The following is a 25,640-nucleotide window of genomic DNA, read 5'->3' on the forward strand; positions in this document are numbered from 1 at the left end:
ATTAATGTCCCTTTCTCTTGTCAATATCGCGATGACTGACATGGGTTATATAATTCGATGAAAGCTGTTTAGCAAAATACTCAGCCAATGCAACCGAACGGTGTTGCCCGCCGGTACAGCCAATCGCCACGACGAGCTGCGACTTGCCTTCTTTTTTATATTGCGGAAGCATGAACTGCAGCAGGTCAAGGACCTTTTCGTTAAACTTCTGCGTGTCGCTCCATTTGAATACATACGAAGCAACCTCAGGATTGAGCCCGGTTAACGGCTGCATATGTGATACATAATGCGGGTTTGGGAGAAAACGCACATCAAATACTAAATCCGCATCAATTGGCAGTCCATATTTAAAGCCGAATGAAACCATATGAACCGAGAAAATTTCTTGTTTTTTCTCCGTATAAGCCTTCAAGATCTTCTCCCGCAGTTCTTTCGGTTTTAAATTAGTCGTATCGATAATCCGCTGGGCTCTCCCGCGAAGCTCATCGAGTATACGACGCTCCTGCTGAATCCCGTTCAGTGGCAGTCCGCCCACAGCAAGTGGATGGGAACGCCGAGTCTCTTTGTACCGTGTTACCAGTGCTTCGTCTTTTGCATCAAGAAACAGGATATGTTCATCAAGCCAGTCCTCGGTCCCGAGCAAATCAAGTGCTTCAAATAAGGACTCAAAGAACTCACGTCCACGCAAATCCATCACAAGGGCCACTTTATGAATATTATTCGTGGAGTCCCGCATAAGTTCCAGAAACTTAGGGAGTAATGCTGGCGGCAGGTTATCCACGCAGTAATATCCCAAATCCTCGAAACTCTGAACGGCAACAGTCTTCCCTGCACCGGACATCCCTGTAATGACAACTAATTTTGTTTCCTGTTCTTTTTTAGACATTCTGTGTTTCTCCCCTTTAAGATCTGGATGGATCGAGACGTGACCTGATTAGTTGATAATCGTCGGTGTAAAAAAACGATCCGTACAGTACTTCCTCCGATGACAGGACATGCTCGAAAATTTTCCTGTCCCCTTCCGCCATCGGTAAATTCTTTATATCAGCAGTGGGAACCCACTCCAATTCACCTTCATTGCATTCTTCGGTCAGTTCTCCGGCAAAATCGGTACAAAAAAAGGTAAACATCATCCACTCGTGGACCAACACATCATCCTGGTATATGGAAAAAGTGAAGGCTCCTGCAAGTGACGGATTCTTCAGGTTTAACTCGGTCTCTTCCCGGTATTCCCGTACGACGGATTCCTTCACCGTCTCACCCTGCTCCATCTTTCCACCTGGAATTGCGTACCAGCCCCGGCGTGGTTTCTTTAATAGTAAAACTTTATCGTCATTTAATAATATGCAGTTTGTTACACGTTGCATTCCTGTCGCACCTCATTCTTTAAGAGGAATTCTTGTGCATCATTCTTATTATACAACGAATGCACCCAAACAAAAAGGATATGATTTTTATTCGACATGGATGGACAAGTTTTTTAACAAAAAAAGCACAGGTGAGGTTCACCTGTGCAACAACTAATTTATCTATTAAAAGGGGGTCAATTAGTTAACTATATTGTACCCCAAAATTATTTCGAACGTGTTACAGCCGCGTTAAGAAGTAATTACTTTATATAAAGAATTCGTTAACATAAATCAGGCTTCTGATTTAGCGGCTTTTAGCTCATCCTGAAGCTCTTCAATATACTTTTGTGCGGATTCAGCTGCAATACTTCCATCACCTGTTGCTGTCACAATTTGTCGAAGAGTTTTTTCACGGATATCCCCTGCAGCAAACACTCCTGGAATGGATGTTTCCATGTGTTCGTTGGTAGGAATATAGCCTTCTTCATTGGTGATTCCAAGGGATTTAAATGGCTCACTCAATGGTACCATTCCAATATAGATAAATACACCGTCAATCGGATGTTCATATTCTTCACCGGTTTCATTGTTTACCAGCGTGACACTGCTGACTTTTCCTTCTGGTCCATTGATTTCTTTTGCTTCGGTGTTCCAAATGAAATCAATTTTATCGTTATCAAATGCACGTTGCTGGAGAATCTTCTGTGCGCGCAACTTGTCACGACGGTGAACGATGGTTACTTTCTCAGCAAACCGCGTCAGGTAGATTCCTTCCTCAACGGCAGAGTCTCCCCCACCAACAACGACAAGGTTCTTCTGTTTAAAGAATGCGCCATCACATACTGCACAGTATGAAACACCACGGCCGCCAAGTTCTTCTTCGCCCGGAATGCCAAGCTTTTTATACTGTGCACCAGTCGTAATAATCAGTACACGTGTATTATATTCCTTGGTTCCTGCTGTAACAGTTTTATAATCACCATGGTCAACAACATTTTTGATATCGCCATAAGCGTATTCAGCACCGAATTTTTTAGCGTGTTCAAACATTTTATTAGATAAATCAGGTCCCAGAATATGGTCGTAACCAGGATAGTTCTCGACGTCTTCTGTGTTGGCCATCTGGCCACCCGGAATTCCCCGTTCAATCATTAGTGTGTCAAGGTTGGCACGGGACGCATAAACTGCAGCAGTCATTCCTGCAGGGCCCGCACCTGCAATAATTACATCATACATACGATCCTCGGACATGAAAATCAGCCCTTTCCTTACAATTTGTTCAAGCCACATTCATCGTATAGAAAGTCCGCAGATTAGTCTAATTTTCTGCTCATACAGAGATCATCAGCTACTCCACGGTCTTTCTTGTCTAGACAGTGTTTTATGTTTTCTGCAGCCTTCTTCCCACAGCGAAATCGCCTTGGATTCGTCACCAAGTTTGTATGCTGCAGTACTGTACCATTTAAAGTAGGAAATATGGTGTTTTACCAGTCCATTATTCAGCCTGCGAAAACGTGCATATGCTTCATGATATACACCAGTACGAGCAAGTGTCACGGCGACACGCAATTTCTGCTGTTCATGCATCGGATATACATTTAGTAATGCCTGAATATGGGATTCATATTCCTGCTTCTGCCCCAACTCATAATAAAATATTGCCAAGTTAATATGACTGTGCAGGTTTTCTGGTTCTTCTTTTAAAATATCCTGTTCCATCTCAATCGCATCATCTTCATAGCCCGAATAGAATAATGCATGCGTATAGTCATGCTTAGTCAGTTTATGCTCGGGGAAGAGGGTGATCATCTCTTCCAGCAACGGAAGAGCCTTATCCCACTGACAGTTCTCCATGTAATGAAAAACCGTTTCTTGGTAAATGAGCAATTCATCTTCAATCTCAATATCCCAGTCTTCCTCTTCATCATCATCAAAATCAATCACTTCAAGAAGTTGCTCGGCCTCTTCCCGGAACTCTCCCTCGGGTTCTTTTTCAAGATAGGACTCCGCGAATTTCTTTGCATCGTTAAGAAGCCCTAAGTGGGCATAATTGTTTGCCAGCAGATAATAGCAGTCAGTATACTTGTCACCGGACGCCTGCATTACCTTGGTCAGAAGCTGGTTTGCCGCATGATAGGCGCCAACCTCGGTATATATGATAGATAACTGACACTGGTACAGTGGTTCCTGTGGTGCCATTTCGATTGCTTTACGCAACCACTTTATTGAAATATCAAATTTGTGCTTTTGAAAGGCTTCTACGCCTTTTGTAAAATAAAACTCGCCATCCGGGATAAAAGGGATAACATTATTATGTTTTCCACTATCTTTTTTCTCCAAATGCTGCATGTATATCCCCCTATTTGTCGAAACTTACCGAATAAAGTATACCACAATTATTGGGAGAATTATATATGATTATCAAAGCACTTCCAAGCCAAGGATATTGGCAGTCTCTTCCCATACCGTTAGCACTTGCGCATCCCTCAGCCGTCTCGGTGTTACAAAATCCTCTTTATAGGCAAGAAGGATCTTCAAAGTAAACTTGAACGGATGATTTCTTTTTGATATCCGCACCCAAAACTCCCAATTAATATTTATTTTCGTACCATAAAAAAATCCGGCTTATTCAGCCGGATTTACTGCCTCGTATAATAATTGGTCAAGTTCCTCAACATAGCGATCTTTCTGGGTGGCTTCCCATCCGAGTTCCTTTGCCATATACACAATGACTTTATCCTTATGTTGCCGGACGTAATCAATATCAAAGAACAGTGCACCCGTCCGCCGCACGAAAAAGTCAGCTGGTGTGTATGCCATCTCGTGTTCGATGGCATATACCAGTTCGGCGAACACGACCGGATCAATCCCTGCCTCATTCGCAAGCGGAATATCACCCTGATGAATTTCAAATATCTTATCAATATTGGCGCCGTATCTCTGGATGAGATACTCGGCATGTCTTTCTTCGATACCGAGCACAACGGCCTCAGCGATTTTGCGCTCTTTGAATCGCTGGAATCCGTCCGAACCGCCGACCTCACCGCCGGAGATTGGCAGATGCTCGGTATCTGAATCAGAATACAGGATGCCTTCTTTCTTCTTCAGCTGATCGGTCACTGTATCAACCGCTTCCTGGGCCATTTTACGGTAGCCAGTCAATTTCCCGCCAGCCATGGAAATCAGCCCCGAATCGGATATGAAGATTTCATCTTTTCGTGAAATCTCGCCAGGATCTTTTCCCTCTTCCTGAATCAATGGTCGCAGCCCTGCCCAGCTCGACTCCACATCGTCAGCTCTCATATCCAGCGATGGAAACATGTAATTGATTGTATCAAGCAGATAATCCCTGTCCCTTACAGTCATTACAGGGTGCTTGATATCGCCTTCATAACTGGTGTCGGTCGTACCTACATAAGTTTTTGCATTGCGTGGAATAGCAAAAATCATCCGACCATCCGGTGCGTCAAAATAAATCGCCTGTTTAAGCGGAAAACGTTCCTGTGAAAATACCAGGTGTACTCCCTTAGTCAGATGAAGTGACTTGCCATGATTTGAGCCGTCGATTTCGCGGAGCTCATCGACCCACGGCCCGCCGGCATTAATTATTTTTTTTGCGAAAATGTCGCGACGCTCGCCATTGATCTTGTCTTCAACTACTACCCCGGCAATCCGGCCGTCCGTATATAAAAAGTCCACCGCCTTCGAGTAATTTATCGCATGTGCTCCTTTTTGGACTGCCTTTTTCATAACCTCAATCGTCAGCCGGGCGTCGTCAGTCTTATACTCCACATAAAAACCGGCACCCTTCAGCCCCTCACTGTTTACTAACGGTTCTTTTTCCAACGCTTCTTCTGCACTTAGCATTTTACGGCGTTCATCCCGTTTAACGCGCGCCAAAAAGTCATACATCCATAAACCAATGTTTGTCATGTAGGGTCCAAAGTTTCCGTCCTTGTAAAACGGCAGCATCATCCATTCTGGCGTGGTTACGTGGGGGCCGTTTTCATAAACTATCGCCCGCTCCCTTCCGACTTCAGATACCACATTTACTTCAAAATTCTTGAGGTACCGCAGACCGCCATGTACCAGCTTGGTAGAACGGCTGGACGTTCCTGCTGCGAAATCCTGCATTTCCACAACCGCCGTCCGCAGTCCCCGGGTAACTGCGTCAAGCGCAATTCCCGCACCAGTGATGCCACCGCCGATTACAAGTAAATCGAGCGTAGTATTCTCTATTCTTTTGAAAACCAATTCGCGGTCATAGCTTGAAAATGAATTCATAGTTTGTCACATCCTAATAAATAACTGCTTTATTTAAACGCCTGGGCCGCTTTCACTGCTTTTTTCCATCCGGCAAAATAGCGCTCCCGTTCTTCTTCAGAAAAATCCGGTTCAAACGTGTGATCCTGTTTCCACTGTTCGGCAATCTCTTCTTTACTTTCCCAGAATCCGACCGCAAGTCCAGCCAAGTATGCCGCACCAAGTGCAGTCGTCTCATTAACAACCGGTCGTTCAACCGGTACATCAAGCATGTCACTTTGGAACTGCATGAGGAAGTTATTTTTAACTGCGCCGCCATCTACACGGAGCGTCTTCAGATCTATTCCTGAATCTTCCATCATTACATCAACCACATCACGGGTCTGATATGCAAGTGACTCCAGTGTCGCACGGACAAAATGTTCCTTGCTGGTACCTCGGGTCAGACCGAAAACCGCGCCTCTTACATCGCTGTCCCAATAAGGTGTTCCCAGTCCAACAAACGCCGGTACCACGTAGACACCGTCCGTTGAATCAACTGCTTTCGCCAGTGGTTCACTTTCCGGTGACGATTTAATCAGCCTTAGGCCATCACGGAGCCACTGGATTGCCGACCCAGCGACAAAAATGCTGCCTTCCAGCGCATATTCAACTTTGCCGTCAACTCCCCATGCGAGGGTGGTCAGCAGTCCATTATCCGATTTAACGCCTTTTTCCCCGGTATTCAACAACATGAAGCACCCGGTACCATACGTATTTTTTGCCATTCCTTTTTCAAAGCAGGCCTGCCCAAACAGCGCCGCCTGCTGGTCACCCGCGATCCCAGCGATGGGTACATTATGACCAAAGAAGTGGTAGCTCACGGTTTCACCATATACTTCAGATGACTGTTTGACCTCTGGCAGCATCGATTCAGGTACTTCAAGGATATCGAGCAGTTCCTCGTCCCACTTCAAATCGTAAATATTGTACATTAGTGTTCTGGAAGCGTTAGAGTAATCGGTGATATGTTTTTTTCCGCCTGTAAGCTTATAAACTATCCATGTATCAATCGTGCCGAACAACAGATCACCGTTTTCGGCCTTCTCTCTGGCACCATCCACATTGTCCAGTATCCATTTCACCTTCGTTCCGGCAAAGTAAGGATCGAGCAGCAGCCCGGTTTTTTGCCGGAATAAATCGTTATAGCCGTCTTCTCTTAGCTGATCACAAATTTCCGCCGTTTGCCGTGACTGCCATACGATTGCTTTGTAAATCGGCTTTCCGGTAGTCCGGTCCCAAACGACTGTCGTCTCACGCTGGTTGGTAATCCCGATTCCGGCAATCTCCTCCGGCTCTACCCGGCCTTTTCTTAGTGCATCGGATATACATGAAAGCATCGATGTCCAGATTTCTTCTGCATCATGTTCCACCCATCCCGGTTTTGGGAAAAACTGCTCAAACTCCCGTTGGCCAGTTTCTACAACCTCACCATCATGGTTGAATATTATTGCCCGCGAACTGGTTGTCCCCTGATCAAGTGCCATAATATACTTACCCATCGCTCATCCTCCTTTATCTCTTCCAGATTATTCTCCAGAATACACGGTCATTCCTTTAAGCTCTTACCATTCTCTTCCCAAATTCCGGTAAATTTTATCAAGCACAACGTCTCCCAGTACTTAAAAAGAACCATGCATAGGCTTTATACCCTTGTGCATGGTTCCATCGCTGTGAATATTCGTTTATAAATTTTCGTCCATTCGTTCTTTCATTTCTTCTTTCGTATAAATAACCTGCATCGGGTTGCCCCCGACAAATGCGCCTGGCGGGACATCCTTATGGACAAGGGTGCCAGCTGATACTACTGCCCCGTCGCCAATTGTTACACCTGGGAGTATGGTTGAATTCGCGCCAATCAGAACTTCATCGCCGATTTGCACCTCACCAATGCGGTATTCCTTAATCAGATATTCATGTGCCAGAATCGTTGTGTTGTAACCTATTACGCTATTTTTGCCGACCGTTATTTTTTCGGGAAACATAATATCGACCATAACCATCAGCGCAAAAGCTGTCTGATTTCCAACCTTCATTCTTAGAAATGTCCGGTATAGCCAGTTTTTCAAACCCAAAAAAGGTGTATACCGGGCAATCTGGATGAATATAAAATTTTTAACCACTTTCCAGAATGATACTGTCTTATAAATCTTCCAGAGTGGATTGGCATTCTCAACATAATACCGATCAGTTTTCCGCATTGTTTACACTCCTGCAATTTTCAGTAGATCACGCATATCATCGAGCATATAGGTTGGATTATATTCCAACAGTTTTTCTTTGCCTTTCAGTGACCAAGCAACCGCAGCGGTCCGGACACCGGCATTATGACCAGCCTCAATATCATGGGAATTATCCCCGACCATCACGATGGACGCTGCATCGGCATCCAACTCGCGCATCGCTTTCAGGATCGGTTCCGGGTGCGGCTTGGCATGTGTTACGTCATCCAGTGTAATGATTGTTTCAAAGTAAGAATCCAGACCAGTGACTTTCAGCCCCATTTCAACCGTCCGGCGCATTTTTGTAGTCACAATCCCAAGCTTAAAACCATTCATTTTGAGTGTGTCTATTACTTCGACAACGTTCGGAAACGCAGTGACAAAGTCATCATGATGAAACAAATTATGTTCCCGGTATGTCTCCACCATTGCTTCCACCTTTTCAGGGTCAACCTGCTCAAACGAATCTCTTAATGGTGGTCCGATAAATTCGATTGCTTGCTCACGGGAAAGTTCTCGTCCATATTGCTGAAATGTGTACATGAATGAAGTGATGATAAGCTCATTCGTATCGATTAATGTTCCGTCCAAATCAAAGAGTAGTGTATGAATGCTCATTGGAGATTCCCTTCTTTTTTCGTTTGTCAACACGGCGCCATACATAGGCAACCGTCATAGTCAGTACAATTGCAGTAGTTAGCCGGATTAGCAATAACGGCCATACTGGAATTCCAAGCGGTATAAAAATAAGTGTATCTTCAACAACCGCGTGGCATGAGACCAGGAAAATCAGCGCCAAATACATATCCCGGCGTGAAACCCCATCTTCTTCCACCGCTTGAATCATCAGCCCTGCACCATAAGCTAGCCCGATAGTCAGCCCGGCAACGAGCGTCATCGATGTATTCTTTTCCATGCCCATTGCCCGCGTGAACGGAGCAAGCTTATCAGATAAGATATTCAGCCAGCCTTTTTCACGAAGAAATTGCATTACCACCATGAGTGGTATCACAATTAACGCAAGCTGGACAACAGCCATGAATGCAGTTTCCACGCCATAGAACGAAATTTCGCTCCACCCGTTCAATACTGCATCCGACGACGAAATCAGTCCATATTGCGCCTGTTCAACACCGCCGTTCCATAACAGGTTGATTAGCACAGCTGAGAATAGCGCAAGTGAAATCCGTATTCCCGAAATTAGCCACCAGCTGACACCGACTCTAGAAGCCACAGCCGATTCGATAAAAAGATTATGTGAAAAAGACAGCATGACAGCCATGATAAAAACTTCTTTTACCGAAAAATCGAATGAAACAATCGCAGCAATCCCTGCATAGAGATTGAGCGAGTTTCCAAGCACAAGTGGCACTGCCGCTTCCCCACTGAGTCCGATCAGTTGCATGATCGGACTCAGTTTCCCAATAATCCACGGCAAAATTGGTGTATATTGTAAAATTGTAACAATCAGGGTGATTGGAAAAATGACTTTTCCTAATGTCCATGTAACTTTGAACCCCTGTTGCAATCCCCTCATTATAATTCCTTTCAATCGTAAAACCCTCTTTTCATCTGCTACTTCTTCTGCTTCACTTTTTTACCATCATAATGGCGGTTAGCCTGACCAGACTTTCTTCGATAAATAATCAGCGCAATCCCGGCTATGATGATAAGTACGGAGATCACTTGTGCAGCACGGAACGGTCCGTAATACAAGCTGTCCGTACGCATTCCTTCAATAAAGAAGCGTCCAACTGAATAGGTCATGATATAGCTCAGGAATACTTCCCCGCGTAGCGGGTTACGGCGACGAAGAACTAATAGAAAAACAAATACAAGTATGTTCCAAAATGATTCATATAAAAACGTCGGATGATACATGATTCCGTCAATACACATTTGATTCATAATAAAATCAGGCAGGTACTGATGGAAACTGTTATATGTAGATTCTGCGATTGGTCCGCCGTGTGCTTCCTGATTCATAAAATTGCCCCAGCGTCCAATTGCCTGACCAAGGATGAGACCTGGGGCGGCGATATCAGCAAGCTGCCAGAACGAAACATTCCGGACCCGGCTGTAGACAATCGCAGTTAAAACTGCCCCGATTAACGCGCCATGTATAGCAATTCCGCCTTCCCAGACAGCGAAAACATCCCACCAGGGGGCCTGGTTATAGCGTTCCCATTCTGGTATTACATAATAAATCCGTGCAAAAATAATGGAAATTGGTATAGCGAAGACAACCAGATCAACCATCAGGTCTTTTTTCAAGCCTAGCCGATCAGACTCTTTTGTGGCCAGGTAAAGACCAAGAAATGCTCCAAAAGCAATAATTACACCATACCAATATACTGTCAGCGGACCGATGTCCAGAAAGACCCGGTCCAGTACAGGTGCACTACACATCAACACAATCACTCCTATTCAGTTTCATTGTTCTCCTGCTCAATCATGGTTGTCAGTCGGTCGGAGAATTCTTCCGCAGCATTCACGCCCATTCGCTTCAGCCGGAAGTTCATCGCTGCCACCTCAATAATGACGGCAAGGTTTCGTCCAGGACGTACCGGAATTGTGGCTTTCGGAAGCTCTACATCCATTATTTTCATCTTTTCCTCGTCAAGTCCCAGCCGGTCGTACTGCTTGTTCTGATCCCAGAGCTCCAGACTGATAATCAGCGAGATTTTTTTGTAACTTCGGACCGAGCCAGCTCCGAACAGCGTCATTACATTGATAATGCCCAGTCCTCGAATTTCAAGAAGATGTTCTATTAAAGGAGGAGAATTACCGATGAGACTGTCATAATCTTCCTGCCTGATTTCGACACTGTCATCTGCGACAAGACGATGGCCTCGTTTAACCAGTTCAAGCGCGGTTTCACTTTTTCCGACACCACTCTGGCCCGTGATCAGGACACCCACACCATAGATATCTACAAGCACCCCATGAATTGCAGTAAACGGTGCGAATTTTGCTTCCAGATAGTTTGTCAGTCGGCTGATGACACGTGTCGTTTTTCTAGGTGAATGCAAAATGGGAACACCGGCCGCGTTCGCTGCATCAATCATCACTTGGGGAATATCCATCGCTCGGGAGACCACAATTCCAGGGGTTACATCCGTGCACAACCGCTCCATACGATCTTTTTTATTTTCATCGTTAAGATCCAGGAAGTAGGTCATTTCTGTCTTCCCAATCAATTGTAACCGTTCTTTCGGATAATATCTGAAGTAGCCGGTCATCTCAATACCCGGGCGGGAAATATCACTCGTAATAATTTCTCTATGTAATCCATCGCCCCCAGCGACCAGCGTAAGATTAAAGTTATCAAGCAAATCTTTTGTGCGGACTTTCGCCATATGTTGAAACCTCCAATTGAATCCCTGATTACTGATTAACATTGTAGCATATTTTATTAGAAGTAAGTATAAGCATTCCTCAAAATAAGTCCATTATATATCAGGTTGTTCTATTTCCCCTGGCAGATTCATAACCGATATTTTGCAAACTCGACATTCGTCTACATCTACTAACCTCTATCAGAAATTATAAATTCCGTTAGTAAAAAAACGCAGCATCCGGAAATGCTGCGTAAAAGTCTCTATATGTAACCGGACTACAGTGCTGCATTGATGTTCAGCACTGCATACCGGGTCAAGCTACTTCAGCGAACATCCTGCTCCTTAGGGATAACGAAGATTGCGATGATATACGCGTAGATGGATGCTCCTCCTGCGAAAGCCAGCGCCACAAAGATAATCCGGACGATTGTAGGGTCAATATTAAAATACTCTGCGATGCCACCGCAGACTCCCTTGATCATTCGCTCAGTTTGTGACCTATATAATCGTTTTGTCATATTATCCCTCCTCATTACTACTATTCACTGAAGTTCCATATATAAAACTGCTCTTTTCCAAGCCGGCGTTTTGCTTCTTCCTTCAGGTCAGTCTCTAAATCAGGATTTTCCCTGAATTTACCGATAACACCGCTAGCCTGAGATTTATGTGCGAGGATTGCTTCCATTTTCTCATCAAAAACATCCGTGACATCATTGCTGACCTCTGGAGTTCCCAATTCTTCGAGATAGTTGTTGGTAATAGCCTGTGCCCAAACTTTAGGGCGCTCTTCAGGCTTCATCAAGCGGACAGCTTCAATAGCAGCTGCTCCTAGCGCATTATGATCGGGATGCACGGCATGATCAGGATAATGAGTGATTACCAAACTTGGCTTTATCTCCTCCAGAATATCCCTTAAATGAGCTGCGACCTCCTGCCGATCCTCAAACTCAACTGTCTTATCGCGGTAGCCGAGCATCCGTAACTCAACATCCAGGTTTTCACACGCTTTTCTTAACTCTTCTTTCCGAATTTCCGGCAGTGTTTCTCTGTTTGCAAAAGTTGGTGATCCCATGTTTCTTCCCATTTCTCCAAGTGTTCCGCATAAATAGGTAACCGGCACACCCTGCTGGCGGTACTTCGTAATGGTCCCTGCTGCACCAAACGATTCATCATCAGGATGCGGGTATATTACTACGACATGTTTTTCTTTATTCATCGCCTTACTCCTCCCTAATAACGAAATGGTGTGTCACTGATTTGAAGGGACACCATAAGCCGCCCTTCTCTGTCATGTCCGGCAAGCAATAGTTGATTATCGCCATGAATTGTCCAGTCCGTGAGTCCTTCTGCGTAAATCCAGCCAAAATCCATTTTTAGGCCGGCACGATAAGTCTGCCCGTCTCCGACAATTTTGGCCTGCGAATAAGTGACCTGGGCATTTCGAATATATGCTCCAACATTATATGCTTTATCGTCAAAATGGCTTGCATATGCACCATTAGTCGTTTCCAGATGCACATAAACATCTTTATCTGCAAACTCTTCTAGTTTCGCTTGTGCTTTCTCAATTTCAATTGGTTTCATAAAACTTTTCCTCCCTGGGAACCTTTCTCATTTCACCTTACCGAAACACACCACAGGCGTCAAAATATTTGACCGGTTGAACGGCAGTGCTCTCGCTAAGCTGATTCTGAAACATAAACTATAAACTGCGAATTAACATACCGCTACGGAAATACACTACGCTTTCCGCGGGCTCGAGCTGAGCCTCCTCGCTCGCAAAGAACGCTCCCTGTGGGATCTCAACGTCTTCGCTTTCCCGCTGGAGTCTTCGTGTATTTCCTTCGTTAACATGCGTTGATTGGGGTGTAGGACAGTCGACTCCTGTGACGCACTCCTTATCTACTCCAAGGATTAAAGAGCAACAAAACACACGAAAAGCAGCGGGCACGTTATGTGCCCGCTGCTTTTCGGCTTATTTCGATCCTACCTTTTCGCGTTTTTCCATATCCGCCTTCATTCGTTCTCGATCCCGTTCAAGTACAGGCTTCAGGTACTTACCTGTGTAGGATTCTTCCACTTTGGTTATATCCTCTGGTGTTCCAGTGGCAATTATCTGGCCACCGCGGTCGCCACCTTCCGGCCCAAGGTCGATAATATGATCGGCAGTTTTAATCACATCAAGGTTATGCTCGATGATAAGTACCGTGTCACCATTTTCAACCAAACGCTGGAGGACGTTCAATAACCGTTTAATATCATCAACATGCAAACCGGTTGTCGGCTCATCCAAAATATAGAATGATTTTCCATTAGACCGTCGATGTAGTTCACTGGCAAGCTTAACACGCTGGGCCTCTCCGCCGGACAATGTTGTTGCCGGCTGACCGAGTCTAACATAGCCAAGTCCCACATCGTAAATCGTCTGGAGTTTCCGTTTTATTTTCGGGATGTTGGCAAAGAAGTCAAGCGCTTCTTCAATTGTCATATCCAGCACGTCGGCAATACTTTTCCCTTTGTACTTGACCTCCAATGTCTCGCGGTTGTAACGCTTACCATGACACACTTCACAAGGTACGTATACATCTGGCAGAAAGTGCATCTCTATTTTGATGATTCCATCCCCGCGGCATGCCTCACAACGTCCACCTTTAACATTAAAGCTAAAACGCCCTTTTTTGTATCCTCGTACTTTTGCTTCATTCGTCTGTGCAAATACATCACGGATATTATCAAATACCCCTGTATATGTCGCAGGGTTTGATCGCGGTGTTCGTCCTATTGGAGACTGGTCAATATCGATTACCTTCTCAATATTATTAATGCCGTTTATTTTCTTATGTTTCCCGGGTTTAAGCTTGGCCCGATTAAGCTGCTTGGCCAATGACTTATACAGGATGCTGTTCACAAGCGTACTTTTCCCTGACCCGGATACACCGGTCACGACAGTCATTAAACCAATAGGTATTTTAGCGGTGACGTTTTTCAGGTTGTTCTCCTCCGCACCGACAACCTCGACTTTTTTCTTGGTCGGTTTGCGGCGTTTGCCCGGCAATGGGACGTATTCAGCACCTGACAGATATTTGCCTGTCAGCGAATTTTTGTTTTTCTTCACCTGGTTTGGGGTTCCGCTGGCAACAATCTCTCCGCCATGCTCTCCCGCTCCCGGACCGATATCAATCAGGTAGTCCGCTGCAAGCATAGTATCTTCATCATGTTCAACCACAATCAATGTATTATCCAAATCACGCATGTGCTTCAGCGTCTCGATAAGTCGGTCATTATCCCGCTGATGCAAACCAATCGATGGTTCATCAAGCACATATAATACTCCGGTAAGCGCTGATCCGATCTGCGTGGCAAGCCGAATCCGCTGGGCTTCCCCGCCGGAAAGTGTTCCTGCTGCACGGGACATCGTCAGATAATCGAGTCCAACATTATTAAGAAAATCAAGCCGGTTACAGATTTCCTTCAGGATCATCCGGGCAATCTGTTCTTCTTTCTCTGACAGATTAAGATTTTGGAAGAACTCTTTTGCTTCTGTTATGGAATAGTCGGTAACGTTGCTGATATGCATCCCATTCACCAATACAGCAAGCGCCCCCTCCTTGAGACGATATCCTTTACATGTCGGACAGTTTGTCTGCGCCATATACTTCCCTAGTGTTTCCCGGATAAAATCAGAAGAAGTTTCCCTGTAACGGCGGGCGATGTTATTCAATACCCCTTCAAAAAAGATATAATTATCATGAGTCCTGCCAAAATCATTTACATAATGAAAATGGATTTTTTCCTTTCCACTTCCATGAAGTATTTTTTCCATTTTCTTTGCTGGGATATCCTTCACTGGGGTATCCATATCGATATCATAATGCTGGCACACACTTTTAAGGAGCTGCGGATAGTACTGTGAGCTAATCGGCTCCCAGGCAGCAATCGCATTTTGATTGAGCGTCAGGTTCCAGTCCGGTATAACCAGCTCCATATCCACTTCCAGATTCGTGCCCAGCCCATCACATGTCGGGCAGGCACCAAAAGGGCTGTTGAAGGAAAATAACCGGGGCTCCAGTTCACCAATTGAAAACCCGCAAATCGGACATGCATGATTTTCACTGAACATAAGCTCTTCTTCCCCGATAACGTCTACGATGATTTTTCCCTCGCCAAGGCCGAGTGCAGTTTCAATCGAATCACTCAGCCTTCCTGCGACACCATCTTTGACAACTATTCTGTCAACCACAACTTCAATGGAATGTTTCTTATTTTTTTCAAGCTTAATCTCTTCTGTAACTTCCCGCATCTCTTTATCGACACGGATCCGGACATAACCTTCCTGCTTCAGCTTCTCAAAGGTTTTAACGTGCTCACCTTTTCGGCCGGAGACGACCGGAGCTAGAATCTGCAGCTTAGTACGTTCCGGGTATTCTAAAATCCGGTCAACCATCTGCTCAACAGTCTGGGAAGTGATTTCGATTCCATGCTTCGGACATGTTGGATGGCCAACCCGGGCATACAGAAGCCGCAGGTAATCATAAATTTCAGTTACCGTACCGACGGTCGAGCGCGGGTTCTTACTGGTCGTCTTCTGGTCAATCGATATGGCAGGGGACAGACCTTCAATAGCATCCACATCTGGTTTATCCATCTGCCCCAGAAACTGGCGTGCGTATGCGGAAAGAGATTCCACATAGCGACGCTGCCCCTCGGCATAAATCGTGTCAAAGGCCAATGAGGACTTCCCTGACCCGGAGAGGCCTGTTAAGACGACAAGTTTATTTTTTGGAATTGTTACATCGACATTTTTCAAATTATGTGCTCTGGCACCCTGGATATTAATAGACTTACTAGGCATCAACAGGTCATCCTTCCACTTTAAAGATTACACTTCAGACTTCAATTCAAATACAATATCACGAAGTTCAGCAGCCTTCTCGAAATCAAGCGACTTTGCTGCTTCTTTCATTTCTTTTTCCATCTGTTTGATCACTTTCTGTTTTTCCGCTTTAGAGAGTTTTGTCAGACTGGTTGGCTTCTTATCATAGTCTTCCTGTGTTTCTGCTGCAACCGTTGCTCTGATTACACCCCGTACATCTTTTCGGATTGTCTTAGGCGTAATATTATGTTTTTCATTGTATGCAATCTGTTTTTCTCTACGGCGGTTTGTTTCATCAATTGCCACTTCCATGGATCCGGTAATCCGGTCAGCATACATTACCACCTGACCGTTCTCATTACGTGCAGCCCGGCCCATTGTCTGGATGAGCGACCGCTCTGAACGCAAGAACCCTTCCTTATCGGCATCGAGTATCGCAACGAGAGATACTTCAGGTATATCTAGCCCCTCACGGAGAAGGTTAATCCCGACAAGCACATCATACTTGCCAACACGAAGATCTCGAATAATTTCGATTCGCTCAAGTGTCTTAATTTCAGAGTGCAAATACGCAACCTTAATACCTATCTCCTTTAAATAATCCGTTAAGTCCTCTGCCATTTTTTTCGTAAGTGTGGTGACGAGGATCCGCTCATTCTGCTCGGTTCGTTTATTGATTTCTTCTATCAGATTATCAATTTGCCCTTCAATCGGACGGACATCCACTACCGGATCAAGCAACCCTGTCGGACGGATAATCTGCTCGGTCATTTCCGGTGAATGCTCTCTTTCATACGGTCCTGGTGTTGCAGATACATAGACAAGCTGATTCGTCGCTTTCTCAAACTCATCAAACTTCAATGGACGGTTATCAAGCGCCGATGGCAGCCTGAAACCATGATCGACAAGTACTTGTTTCCTTGCTCGGTCCCCGTTGTACATACCTCGGATTTGCGGAAGGGTGGCATGAGACTCATCGACTATGACCAGAAAATCATCCGGGAAGAAATCCAGGAGTGTATACGGAGTTGCGCCTTCTTCACGAAATGTCAGATGCCGGGAATAGTTCTCGATTCCGGAACAAAAACCCATTTCCTTCATCATTTCAAGATCATAGTTGGTCCGCTGCTCAAGCCGCTGTGCTTCCAGCAGCTTATTCTGCTCACGAAGTTCCGCCAGCCGTTCTTCCAATTCTTTTTCGATATTTATAATAGCTTTTTTTAATTTCTCTTCACGGGTTACGAAGTGGGATGCTGGGAAAATAGCCACATGTTCACGGTCTCCTACTATTTCTCCGGTCAAGGCGTCCACTTCTCGAATACGGTCTATTTCATCACCAAAGAACTCCACCCGGATACAGTGTTCTTCATGGGAGGCCGGGATGATTTCGACAGAGTCGCCACGCACGCGGAAGGTTCCACGCTGAAAGTTAATGTCATTACGTGCATACTGAATGTCAACCAGGTCACGAAGCAGCTGGTCCCGGTCTTTTTCCATCCCCATTCTCAGTGACAGCACTTGACTTTTATATTCTTCAGGAGAGCCTAAACCGTAAATACATGACACACTGGCAACAATAAGCACATCGCGCCGTTCAAACAGCGCGGATGTTGCCGAGTGGCGAAGCTTATCAATCTCGTCATTAATACTGGCGTCTTTCTCGATGAATGTATCGGTTGAGGGGACATATGCTTCCGGCTGGTAATAGTCATAGTAACTGACAAAATACTCTACCGCATTATTTGGAAAAAATTCCTTAAATTCGCTATACAATTGTCCAGCGAGTGTCTTGTTGTGGGCAATAACCAACGTTGGACGATTAATTTCACGAACGACATTCGACATGGTGAATGTTTTTCCGGTCCCTGTAGCACCAAGTAAAGTCTGATGCCGCTGACCAGTATTAACTCGTTCCACGATTTCTTTAATTGCTTTTGGCTGGTCACCACTCGGTTCATACTGGGAAACCAGTTCAAATTGGTTTTTCAACACAAAAACCTCCGTTTATTACGATCTGTATATATTCTACCACAGATATGTATCCATTTTAACATATAAGCGAACAAATATTCGATACTTTTGCTTGCCTGATATTTATACATCTTACCCGTTTTACGTGAAGAAAAATCATTCACAAAGGTTTCACACGATAACATTGTTTTACGATAGTTTGTTAACTATAATGACATTAGATATGCCATGGAGAGGATTCTGACGATGAAGAAAGTAATATTGTTGCTTATTATGGCAGCATTTCTTGCCGGTTGTGGTGAAGAGGAAGACAGTAATGCATCAAACAACGAGACTGTTAGTGCTATAAATGCTGAACTGAAAGTCCCAGATAAAGCCGAGTTGAATGCTCCTCAAACATTTACTGTAACAGTTACCCAGGATGGCGAGCCTGTCGAAGATGCAGATGAGGTTGAATTTGAAATCTGGAAAGACGGCATGAAAGATGATAGTGAAATGATTGCGGCCGAACATACTGGAGACGGGAAGTACACCGTGGAGAAAAAATTTGAAGAAGCTGGTGTTTATCATGTTCAATCCCATGTGAGTGCCCGTGCAATGCATACGATGCCAAAGCAAGAAATTACCGTCGGCAATCCGCAAACATGAACAAAAGCGTAAGCGCCCTGCTTATCACCGTATGACCTGGACGGAATCGTATGAGATAAAGGAAGCACAATGAGCGAAGCGAATTGATGTTGACTTTCACCACAAGGGTATAAGTGCGACTAGGCCTCTGGTTTCACCAGTCGGCAAGTCTTCTTTATCGTAAGAAGAGGCCGGAAGGGCACTAGGTGATGGGCGCTGGAGCTGGACGTGGCTGTGTAAATCAAGAACTTTATGGAGCAAAACTTATACTTTCTTACCTCTAAATAAAGAGCTGACAGAAAACATTAGCTTCAACACGCTAGTGTTTTTTTCTGATCAGCTCCTCAATTACGCTATTCACTGGTCGGCTGTCCAGTTGTTCATGGTAGGCATCCAGATTGATTTTATGCTTCTTCCGCTCGGCTCGGTCTGTAAAAAAGCCTATAATCTGCTGTTCCAGTCCGGAATTCACTTCAACCATTCTCGCCAGACCAATCCGTGTAAGTTCTTCTGCATTAATCATTTCCTGTCCAGGTAATGGGTTGTACAGAAATACCGGCTTTCGTTTTATCAGGCATTCACTGACAGTCACCCCTCCAGGCTTTGTCAGAACCCCGTCCACACTGTCATAGATTTTGTTCAAATCCTGCTTGTTCTCAATGTACGGAAACGGTCTGATTGATGGATTTTCAGCGGATTTCAGCTGATTATACAACGCTGAATTTTTCCCGCAAAGGACAAGATAGTTAATTTTCCCCGACTGACACGCACGTACCAACTGATGGATCGCTCCCACCCCAAGACTGCCACCAGTAACCAGCACAGATAGCTTATCTCCGGTTTTTTTGTTTAGAGTTCGGGTATTAAATGCTGGATGGACAGGTATCCCTGTCATTACAATCCGTTCAGGAGGGACTCCTCTCTTCACTAAATGTTCTTTCATAGCTTCAGTAGCGACAAGATGATAATCAATTCCTTCAATTCCCCAAACTCTATTAATGAAAAAATCAGTATAGACATTCACCACTATGGCGTTTAATTGATTCTTTTTTTTCAGGACAGAGGCAATACTTGACGGCAGTGCATGCGTACAGAAAAGAATATGAGGGGACTGCACGCTTGTCAGCCGTTTAAAAAAATGGACAAATAATAATTCATAGAGATAGTGGCGTGATACTTTCGGTGAATTCCGATATGCTGCGAACTGGTAAATCCGGTCATATACACCCGGAAAGTGTCTGATCCATGTTAAATAAGCTGAAGAAACCACTTTCTCCATCGGACCGAAACTGTACGACAAAATATCAACTTTACTGCAATCCATATAGCGGTTACTCAATTCGATCAACGCATCCGCTACATGGTGATGCCCAGTGGGGATTTGCATGAAAGGTAGGAATAATGCTTTTTTCTGTGACATTTTTACCTCCGTCTGTCCTGATGCTGGTTCCATTTACCAATGATAGAGTCAATGTCTAAATGTTATAATGTATTATTGTGAGAGGAGAGATAACAATGGCTTTGCTACTGGCTTCTGCCCTGTTGCTTCTAGCTGGGACGATATTTTTTTACCGAGCATACCGAAATACCAGGGAAATACAGATAAATAAAATTAATGTTTCATCTAATAACGGCGAGCAATCCATGCTTTCCATTTTGCATCTTTCTGATCTTCATCTCGAAAATATCTCTGTCTCCCCTGAACAGCTTACCGAAAAAATAAAAGACGAACCAATCGATATGATTGCCCTGACCGGTGATTTTCTCGATCGAAAAAAAACGATTCCAAAACTGATTCCGTATTTAAAAGAACTCGTCAAAATTGAATCTCGTTATGGAATCTATGCTGTGCTGGGCAACCATGATTATGTGCTGGCAGATGATGACTTAAACAACCTGAAGTCTGTTCTGCAGGAATACAGAGTCCATGTTATGCAGAATGAGAGCAAGACAATTACTATAAATGGCAAACCCGTTAATATTATTGGTATTGATGACTATTACACCAATCGCAGCAATGTACCGCTTGCATTCAAAAAGACTGTCCCGGGGACCAACATTGTCCTGACACATGACCCCACAATTGTACTTGAAATGACTGAATACCGTTTTGACTATCTAATGGCCGGTCATTTCCACGGTGGGCAAATCTGTTATCCGAAAGCATATCACCTTGCAAAAATGGGTGATCTTGCACGAAACAACATTATCAAGGGGTTACACTCCCATGAACAATCACCCTTTTATATCAGTGAGGGGCTTGGCCAGACAGGTCTAAATATTCGGGTCGGCAGCCGGCCGGAAATTACGTTTCACAGCATTCCAGTTTGTTCAGTAACTTCCGAAAAAACAAACTCTATGTCGGATACTTCGAAAGCAGCTGTTGCTTCGACATAAACAAATAAGCTGGGTCCAAATCTAATTTAGTGTTCGCGATGTGTTTAATCGGTAATAAGGTCATCTTTTTATATAAAGAATAGGGACGACTCCTGATTGTGACCTTCTCAAAACCAAGCCGTTCTGCCCCTCGACACAACGTGGTAATTCCGATAACACCTTTGATCTCATTTCCTCGGTCATGAGATGCGAGAAATTTTGCCAATCCCGGTAACCCATCGCGGACTCTGTGGTAAATTAACACTGCCTTTTTTATATCACTTTCAACCGCTGCAAGTTCGCTTATCATCCTGACATTGTGCAGGTGAAGTTTAATAAGAAGATCATCCTTGGAGATAACGGTACCATCGCTAAGAACTACGCTGTAGCCTTTATACCTCGTTAGCCTTACGCGGAATAATGTGTTATTATCTTCCTGATCCGGAACATAATGAAGTCTGGATATACCGTAGTAAATGGGATCGATTGCATTCCATGCACCCAGTAGATAATTTTTCACTGCCATTCCCCTTTTTCACTAACAAAATGGTTCTTGGGCTTCCGCCTATATCTAGTTTGCATATCCTGCAAAATTATATTGAAGGTATTTTAATCCAAAAAAACTTCTGCCGGATACCCAGCAGAAGTTTTTTATATTAATGACCACCAACTGTACTGCCATCGTCCCTTCCATCAGAGGTAACTTTGATATAACCAACAGCTCCCTTGGTTGCGTGGTTGAACTGATGGGTAACGAAAGGATATACACCTTCTTCTTTAACCGTGAACTCAACTACCGCTCCACCGCTGGCCGGAAGCATCACTGTCTGCATTCCTTCGAAGTGGTTGGCAGGGTTACCATCGATATATACGTCATCGAAAATGGTGCCGACAACATGGAAGCTGCTTAGTTCATTTGGACCCATGTTGTTTATATAGATTCGCACTTTGTCACCAACTTTGGCAAGAAGCGGCGTATCTTTCACAGCAGATACCGTACCATTAGTATTTGGTTGTCCTTCCTGAAGGGCCTTGGTGGAAAATACAACTTGCGCTGGCTCTTCATTTGTCATATTTTCAAGATCATTGTATTTGTACCATTCATTTTGGATTACAACATATTCCCGGTCAATTTCCTGGTCAGTTGGATATCCTTCAGTTGGTTTAACGATGATAACTCCGTGCATTCCATTGGCAATATGCGTCAGAATTGGCGCGGTTCCACAGTGATACATGAACACTCCAGGTTTTGTGGCCTGATAAGAAAACGTCCCTTCCTCATTTGGAGCCACATTGGCGAATCCTTTATCAGGTGCAGTATGGACTGCATGAAAGTCCATGCTATGCGGGATGGCTGGATCTTTATTTTCCAATGTGAAATGAATAGTATCTCCTTCGTTCACAACTACTAGTGGGCCAGGGGTTTCCCCGTTAAATGTCCAAGCTTTGTACGTATATCCTTTTGCAATTTCAATATCAGTGATTTGGGCGGTCATATTAATGTAAACGTCCGTACCTTCCCGCTTTATTTCCAGTGGAGTTGGTTCCTGATTCACTCCCTGATGAGGTTTTATTACGTTCGCTGCAGACCCTTCAGCGCTTACTTCATGTATGGTGTTTTCCAATTCAGGTGATACGACTTTTTGGGACTCACTGGTACTTTCACCACAAGCAGATAACAACAATAGAGTGACACTAAGACCAACAGCGGCTTTTATCCCTGCATTTTTCAACATTTGAATCACCTCATGTTTTTTAATAGATAAGGGCTTATGCCACTCAATCAAAGATGAGTAGTTGTTGTTATCTGCCTGACTGAATGGCTGTTCTTATCTTCACTTATAGTTTAGTTCGAATTACCCGCTGTACATGTGATTCGCATCACTCAAGTATGTGAATTCGTGAACAATATATGTCAATAAAAAAGCTGCGCCACCAGGCTTAATACCAGTGATACAGCCTTAGTATGTTTCCTCTGAATGGTCTGTAAATACACTCTGCAGCGTATATAAAATGATGCATACCGTAATACCCAGAAAGCCCCAACCAAGCACTTTTTGCTCAGTTACCAAATAATTGTTACATAACCTTACCGGGGCATCAATATACAACCATGCCATCAGGCCGAACATTGGCAGGTAGTTAAATATGACAAAACTTCTGCCAAGTGATGAAAGTGTTTTCCAACTGTGACTTAAAGGTATACGAACGAGGATTGGCAAGCTAACGAACTTAAAAAGCTCTACCTCCCATGAGCCAAATGCCTCGTCCAGCGTGCGGGGAATCATCCAATAGGTCGTTATGATAACAACCAGAATAATTCCGGGAAGGCCATTTGCGTTCCATTTTTCAAAAAAGCTTGGAAACCTATTTTGAAAATAATCTGCCATCAGCCAACCGAAAAAGATTAATAATGGCAGCTGAACAAGCATGTGAACCACCATAATTGACTCAAGTAAATTCCTGACTGGAGGAAGGAGCAGTATTAGGAACAATATGAATCCAAACTTAGTCTGTTTCATCTTACCACTCCTCATTCTCTCATTCTTCTTTAGGCAGGATTTTTGATGTCCAGTTCATGTGCCGCTGTCTTGTCCCTATTACCTATATAGCGGATAAAATGAGTCACGAACACGGCAACTGACAATACAGCAAGCACTCCTGCAACAGATCCGAATAAAGCAGGTCCCATCCATTCAGGAATATGAGTTGCCCACCTTCTGGGAGTACTCAGTGCGCCAGATACCAAGAAAGACCCACTAAGGCCGGCAATTGCGAGTGTATATGATATGGTCGCGATTTTATCCAGCACAGAGACTTTAAAATAGCCCTCCTGTTTAGCCATGTAATACATGAACCCAAACAACATTGCGCAAGCCCCAAGTGCCATATACATGTGAAAATGTCCCGGAACCCACTTTGTGTTATGCATTACATGGTTCACCACAATTGTTGCGTCGACAATAGCTGGTACTACACCAACCACCCAACCGAACATGGAAATATAAATCAGTGAAGAAGCAACATCCCATTTAATACCTGATTTATAAACAATCATTAGAGCGCCATATGCAGTTACGACAAGAACTGGTAGCCCATTTGCATATGACAGAATCTGTCCCAACACCAGCGTCCACTTAGGCATCACCGAGTCCATCAGCAAATGGTGTGTATAAATCGTCAGGGTGAAGATCGTCGACATGGTCCAGGCTATTAAAAATGCTTTATTCGCCTTCCACGGACGATTCGTATAACGCTGAAGTATTTCGTAAACTGCTATAACAGCCATGTAAATAATCGAGTTAGCAAAAATATGTCCGAATGCATAGGTTAAATTTTTAGCAAGTAACGGATCAAATGTAAAAGCGGGATTTATAACATTAATCATGTTCATAATTCATACGATCGCACCGGCTGTCAAAGCGGTAATGTTCACAATCGTTACCATTGTGCTCGCAACTACAGTAGCTGAAGGCGCATCCTTTTCGGCTTTTTTCCCCGAAATAACATCCCAGCCAAGACCTTTTGCAAGGCTTCCGTATTTTTTAATTATTGCCCGCCCTGAATCCAAATAGAATAATAAAAACCCTATCCCGAGGATAAGCATTCCACCTAGATACAGCAGCGCACCAATTTTCCCCCAAGCATTAACGGAGAGCGTCGGTAATGGATAAAGAAATGTCCAGGAGCTTGCATACTTAAATGAAAATACCCCGATAATCACCATCACTACACCAAGCACAAATAAAACCAAATTTGTCAGCATAACTTTCTTTGAAAGAGATACATAATTGCTTAGGAAGTACCACATAACCCCCGCAGTTGCAAGTGCTGCCGCGCCAATCATGCCTGTTCCGTGTATGGTCAGAAACTGATAAAACGCTGCAGCCGGTACATTCAGAACCCCTCCCTGCGCCAATAACATTAATATACCGAAAACCATCATAGCCATAATTATGATTCCGCCAACAGTTAAATATGCCACCACCAGATTGTTTCGTGATTTAATTGTTGTTTCCATCCTTTTGACACCCCTATCGATTTATTACTTAACGACAATTTTGCTTTTCATTAAATGATGAGCCAGTCCGCAATATTCCAGACAAAGCACTTCATATGTGCCAGGTTCCTCAAACGTTATATATACCTTATTAGTGTATTCCGGCATCGCCTGTGTCTGCGCTATCAGCTTCATGTCCTTGTCATAGATTCCAAAGCCATGATTAACATCCTTGCTTGTCACATGGAATTCAATCGGCTCACCAGTTTTAAACTCACTTTGGCTTAATTTCCAGCCGAATTGTATCGCTTCTACATTTACGATTACAGGTTCCTTTTCGGCCCCGTAGACCGGCTGATCATACGGTAACTCACGCAATGTATATACCGTTAGAATCAGCATTACGATTATTAGAGATGCTCCATAAAACGTACGAACCTTATACCATTTTTTCTTAATTGGTTCATATTCTCTTCTCTCTTTTGATTTAAGAAATACGTATCCAAATACAAAAACAACAACGAGCATAAAAAACAACGTAACAATTGAAGCAACTGTTTGTACCAAATTAATAACCTC

24 protein-coding genes and 1 pseudogene are annotated in these 25,640 nt (G+C 44.0%); 2 read left to right on the forward strand and 23 right to left on the reverse strand.

Annotation, left to right across the window (positions count from 1 at the left end; translation table 11 throughout):
- Position 1: 1 nt before the first annotated feature.
- The 17 genes from rapZ to uvrB form a co-directional block, all read right to left on the reverse strand.
- Entirely contained in the window at positions 2–886 is an 885-nt protein-coding gene (gene rapZ, locus ACFO3D_RS04595; RefSeq protein ID WP_390293457.1) for an RNase adapter RapZ, read from the reverse strand.
- Positions 887–902: 16 nt separating this feature from the next.
- Entirely contained in the window at positions 903–1,367 is a 465-nt protein-coding gene (locus tag ACFO3D_RS04600; RefSeq protein ID WP_390293458.1) for an NUDIX hydrolase, read from the reverse strand.
- 273 nt (positions 1,368–1,640) lie between these two features.
- Complete coding sequence (gene trxB / locus ACFO3D_RS04605; RefSeq protein WP_390293459.1) at positions 1,641–2,600, reverse strand: thioredoxin-disulfide reductase; 960 nt, start codon at positions 2,598–2,600, stop codon at positions 1,641–1,643.
- Positions 2,601–2,693: 93 nt separating this feature from the next.
- A complete protein-coding gene (locus ACFO3D_RS04610) occupies positions 2,694–3,698 on the reverse strand; it encodes a tetratricopeptide repeat protein (protein WP_390293460.1) in 1,005 nt (334 codons plus the stop codon).
- 72 nt (positions 3,699–3,770) lie between these two features.
- The gene (locus tag ACFO3D_RS04615) at positions 3,771–3,926 is read right to left on the reverse strand and encodes a hypothetical protein (protein ID WP_390295521.1); all 156 of its coding nucleotides are present in this window, start codon (positions 3,924–3,926) and stop codon (positions 3,771–3,773) included.
- A gap of 48 nt (positions 3,927–3,974) precedes the next feature.
- A complete protein-coding gene (locus ACFO3D_RS04620) occupies positions 3,975–5,633 on the reverse strand; it encodes a glycerol-3-phosphate dehydrogenase/oxidase (protein WP_390293461.1) in 1,659 nt (552 codons plus the stop codon).
- 29 nt (positions 5,634–5,662) lie between these two features.
- A complete protein-coding gene (gene glpK, locus ACFO3D_RS04625) occupies positions 5,663–7,153 on the reverse strand; it encodes a glycerol kinase GlpK (protein WP_390293462.1) in 1,491 nt (496 codons plus the stop codon).
- Positions 7,154–7,336: 183 nt separating this feature from the next.
- Positions 7,337–7,852: an acyltransferase gene (locus ACFO3D_RS04630; protein ID WP_390293463.1), complete on the reverse strand. Its 516-nt coding sequence runs from the start codon at positions 7,850–7,852 to the stop codon at positions 7,337–7,339.
- A gap of 3 nt (positions 7,853–7,855) precedes the next feature.
- Positions 7,856–8,491: a pyrophosphatase PpaX gene (gene ppaX / locus ACFO3D_RS04635; RefSeq protein WP_390293464.1), complete on the reverse strand. Its 636-nt coding sequence runs from the start codon at positions 8,489–8,491 to the stop codon at positions 7,856–7,858.
- Positions 8,466–9,425, reverse strand: coding sequence for a nucleoside recognition domain-containing protein (locus ACFO3D_RS04640; RefSeq protein WP_390293465.1), 960 nt, complete (start codon positions 9,423–9,425; stop codon positions 8,466–8,468). Before ACFO3D_RS04640 ends, ppaX begins: the two co-directional genes overlap by 26 nt.
- A gap of 23 nt (positions 9,426–9,448) precedes the next feature.
- Entirely contained in the window at positions 9,449–10,285 is an 837-nt protein-coding gene (lgt, locus tag ACFO3D_RS04645; RefSeq protein ID WP_390293466.1) for a prolipoprotein diacylglyceryl transferase, read from the reverse strand.
- An 11-nt stretch (positions 10,286–10,296) separates the two neighbouring features.
- Positions 10,297–11,232, reverse strand: a complete 936-nt coding sequence (gene hprK, locus ACFO3D_RS04650) for an HPr(Ser) kinase/phosphatase (RefSeq protein ID WP_390293467.1) — start codon at positions 11,230–11,232, stop codon at positions 10,297–10,299.
- Between the two features lie 305 nt (positions 11,233–11,537).
- A complete protein-coding gene (locus ACFO3D_RS04655) occupies positions 11,538–11,732 on the reverse strand; it encodes a PspC domain-containing protein (protein ID WP_390293468.1) in 195 nt (64 codons plus the stop codon).
- A gap of 20 nt (positions 11,733–11,752) precedes the next feature.
- Positions 11,753–12,430, reverse strand: a complete 678-nt coding sequence (gene bshB2 / locus ACFO3D_RS04660; protein WP_390293469.1) for a bacillithiol biosynthesis deacetylase BshB2 — start codon at positions 12,428–12,430, stop codon at positions 11,753–11,755.
- Between the two features lie 14 nt (positions 12,431–12,444).
- Positions 12,445–12,798: a YojF family protein gene (locus tag ACFO3D_RS04665; RefSeq protein WP_390293470.1), complete on the reverse strand. Its 354-nt coding sequence runs from the start codon at positions 12,796–12,798 to the stop codon at positions 12,445–12,447.
- 391 nt (positions 12,799–13,189) lie between these two features.
- On the reverse strand, positions 13,190–16,066 hold the full coding sequence (gene uvrA, locus ACFO3D_RS04670; protein WP_390293472.1) for an excinuclease ABC subunit UvrA: 2,877 nt from the start codon (positions 16,064–16,066) through the stop codon (positions 13,190–13,192).
- A 27-nt stretch (positions 16,067–16,093) separates the two neighbouring features.
- The gene (gene uvrB / locus ACFO3D_RS04675; protein ID WP_390293473.1) at positions 16,094–18,076 is read right to left on the reverse strand and encodes an excinuclease ABC subunit UvrB; all 1,983 of its coding nucleotides are present in this window, start codon (positions 18,074–18,076) and stop codon (positions 16,094–16,096) included.
- A gap of 228 nt (positions 18,077–18,304) precedes the next feature.
- On the opposite strand from uvrB, the gene ACFO3D_RS04680 reads away from it, so the two are divergent.
- Positions 18,305–18,706 (forward strand): FixH family protein, encoded by a 402-nt coding sequence (locus tag ACFO3D_RS04680; protein ID WP_390293474.1) that lies wholly within the window; start codon positions 18,305–18,307, stop codon positions 18,704–18,706.
- A gap of 298 nt (positions 18,707–19,004) precedes the next feature.
- Here the strand turns inward: ACFO3D_RS04680 and ACFO3D_RS04685 are convergent, their stop codons facing one another.
- Positions 19,005–20,105: an MGDG synthase family glycosyltransferase gene (locus ACFO3D_RS04685; RefSeq protein ID WP_390293476.1), complete on the reverse strand. Its 1,101-nt coding sequence runs from the start codon at positions 20,103–20,105 to the stop codon at positions 19,005–19,007.
- 95 nt (positions 20,106–20,200) lie between these two features.
- Here ACFO3D_RS04685 and ACFO3D_RS04690 point away from each other — a divergent pair, with 95 nt between their 5' ends.
- Positions 20,201–21,082, forward strand: a complete 882-nt coding sequence (locus ACFO3D_RS04690; RefSeq protein ID WP_390293477.1) for a metallophosphoesterase — start codon at positions 20,201–20,203, stop codon at positions 21,080–21,082.
- On the opposite strand, the gene ACFO3D_RS04695 is transcribed toward ACFO3D_RS04690, so the two are convergent.
- The 5 genes and pseudogenes from ACFO3D_RS04695 to ACFO3D_RS04715 form a co-directional block, all read right to left on the reverse strand.
- Positions 21,042–21,581, reverse strand: a complete 540-nt coding sequence (locus ACFO3D_RS04695) for a YkoP family protein (protein WP_390293478.1) — start codon at positions 21,579–21,581, stop codon at positions 21,042–21,044. The genes ACFO3D_RS04690 and ACFO3D_RS04695 overlap by 41 nt on opposite strands.
- A 136-nt stretch (positions 21,582–21,717) precedes the next feature.
- Entirely contained in the window at positions 21,718–22,797 is a 1,080-nt protein-coding gene (locus ACFO3D_RS04700) for a multicopper oxidase domain-containing protein (RefSeq protein ID WP_390293480.1), read from the reverse strand.
- A 225-nt stretch (positions 22,798–23,022) separates the two neighbouring features.
- On the reverse strand, positions 23,023–23,583 hold the full coding sequence (locus ACFO3D_RS04705; protein WP_390293481.1) for a hypothetical protein: 561 nt from the start codon (positions 23,581–23,583) through the stop codon (positions 23,023–23,025).
- A 29-nt stretch (positions 23,584–23,612) separates the two neighbouring features.
- A pseudogene (locus tag ACFO3D_RS04710) lies at positions 23,613–25,082 on the reverse strand (cbb3-type cytochrome c oxidase subunit I).
- A 24-nt stretch (positions 25,083–25,106) separates the two neighbouring features.
- Positions 25,107–25,628: a cupredoxin domain-containing protein gene (locus ACFO3D_RS04715; RefSeq protein WP_390293482.1), complete on the reverse strand. Its 522-nt coding sequence runs from the start codon at positions 25,626–25,628 to the stop codon at positions 25,107–25,109.
- Positions 25,629–25,640: the final 12 nt, after the last annotated feature.

The sequence above is a fragment of the Virgibacillus kekensis genome, from assembly GCF_042654125.1.
In the GTDB taxonomy this organism is placed as follows: Bacteria; Bacillota; Bacilli; order Bacillales; family Amphibacillaceae; genus Lentibacillus; species Lentibacillus kekensis.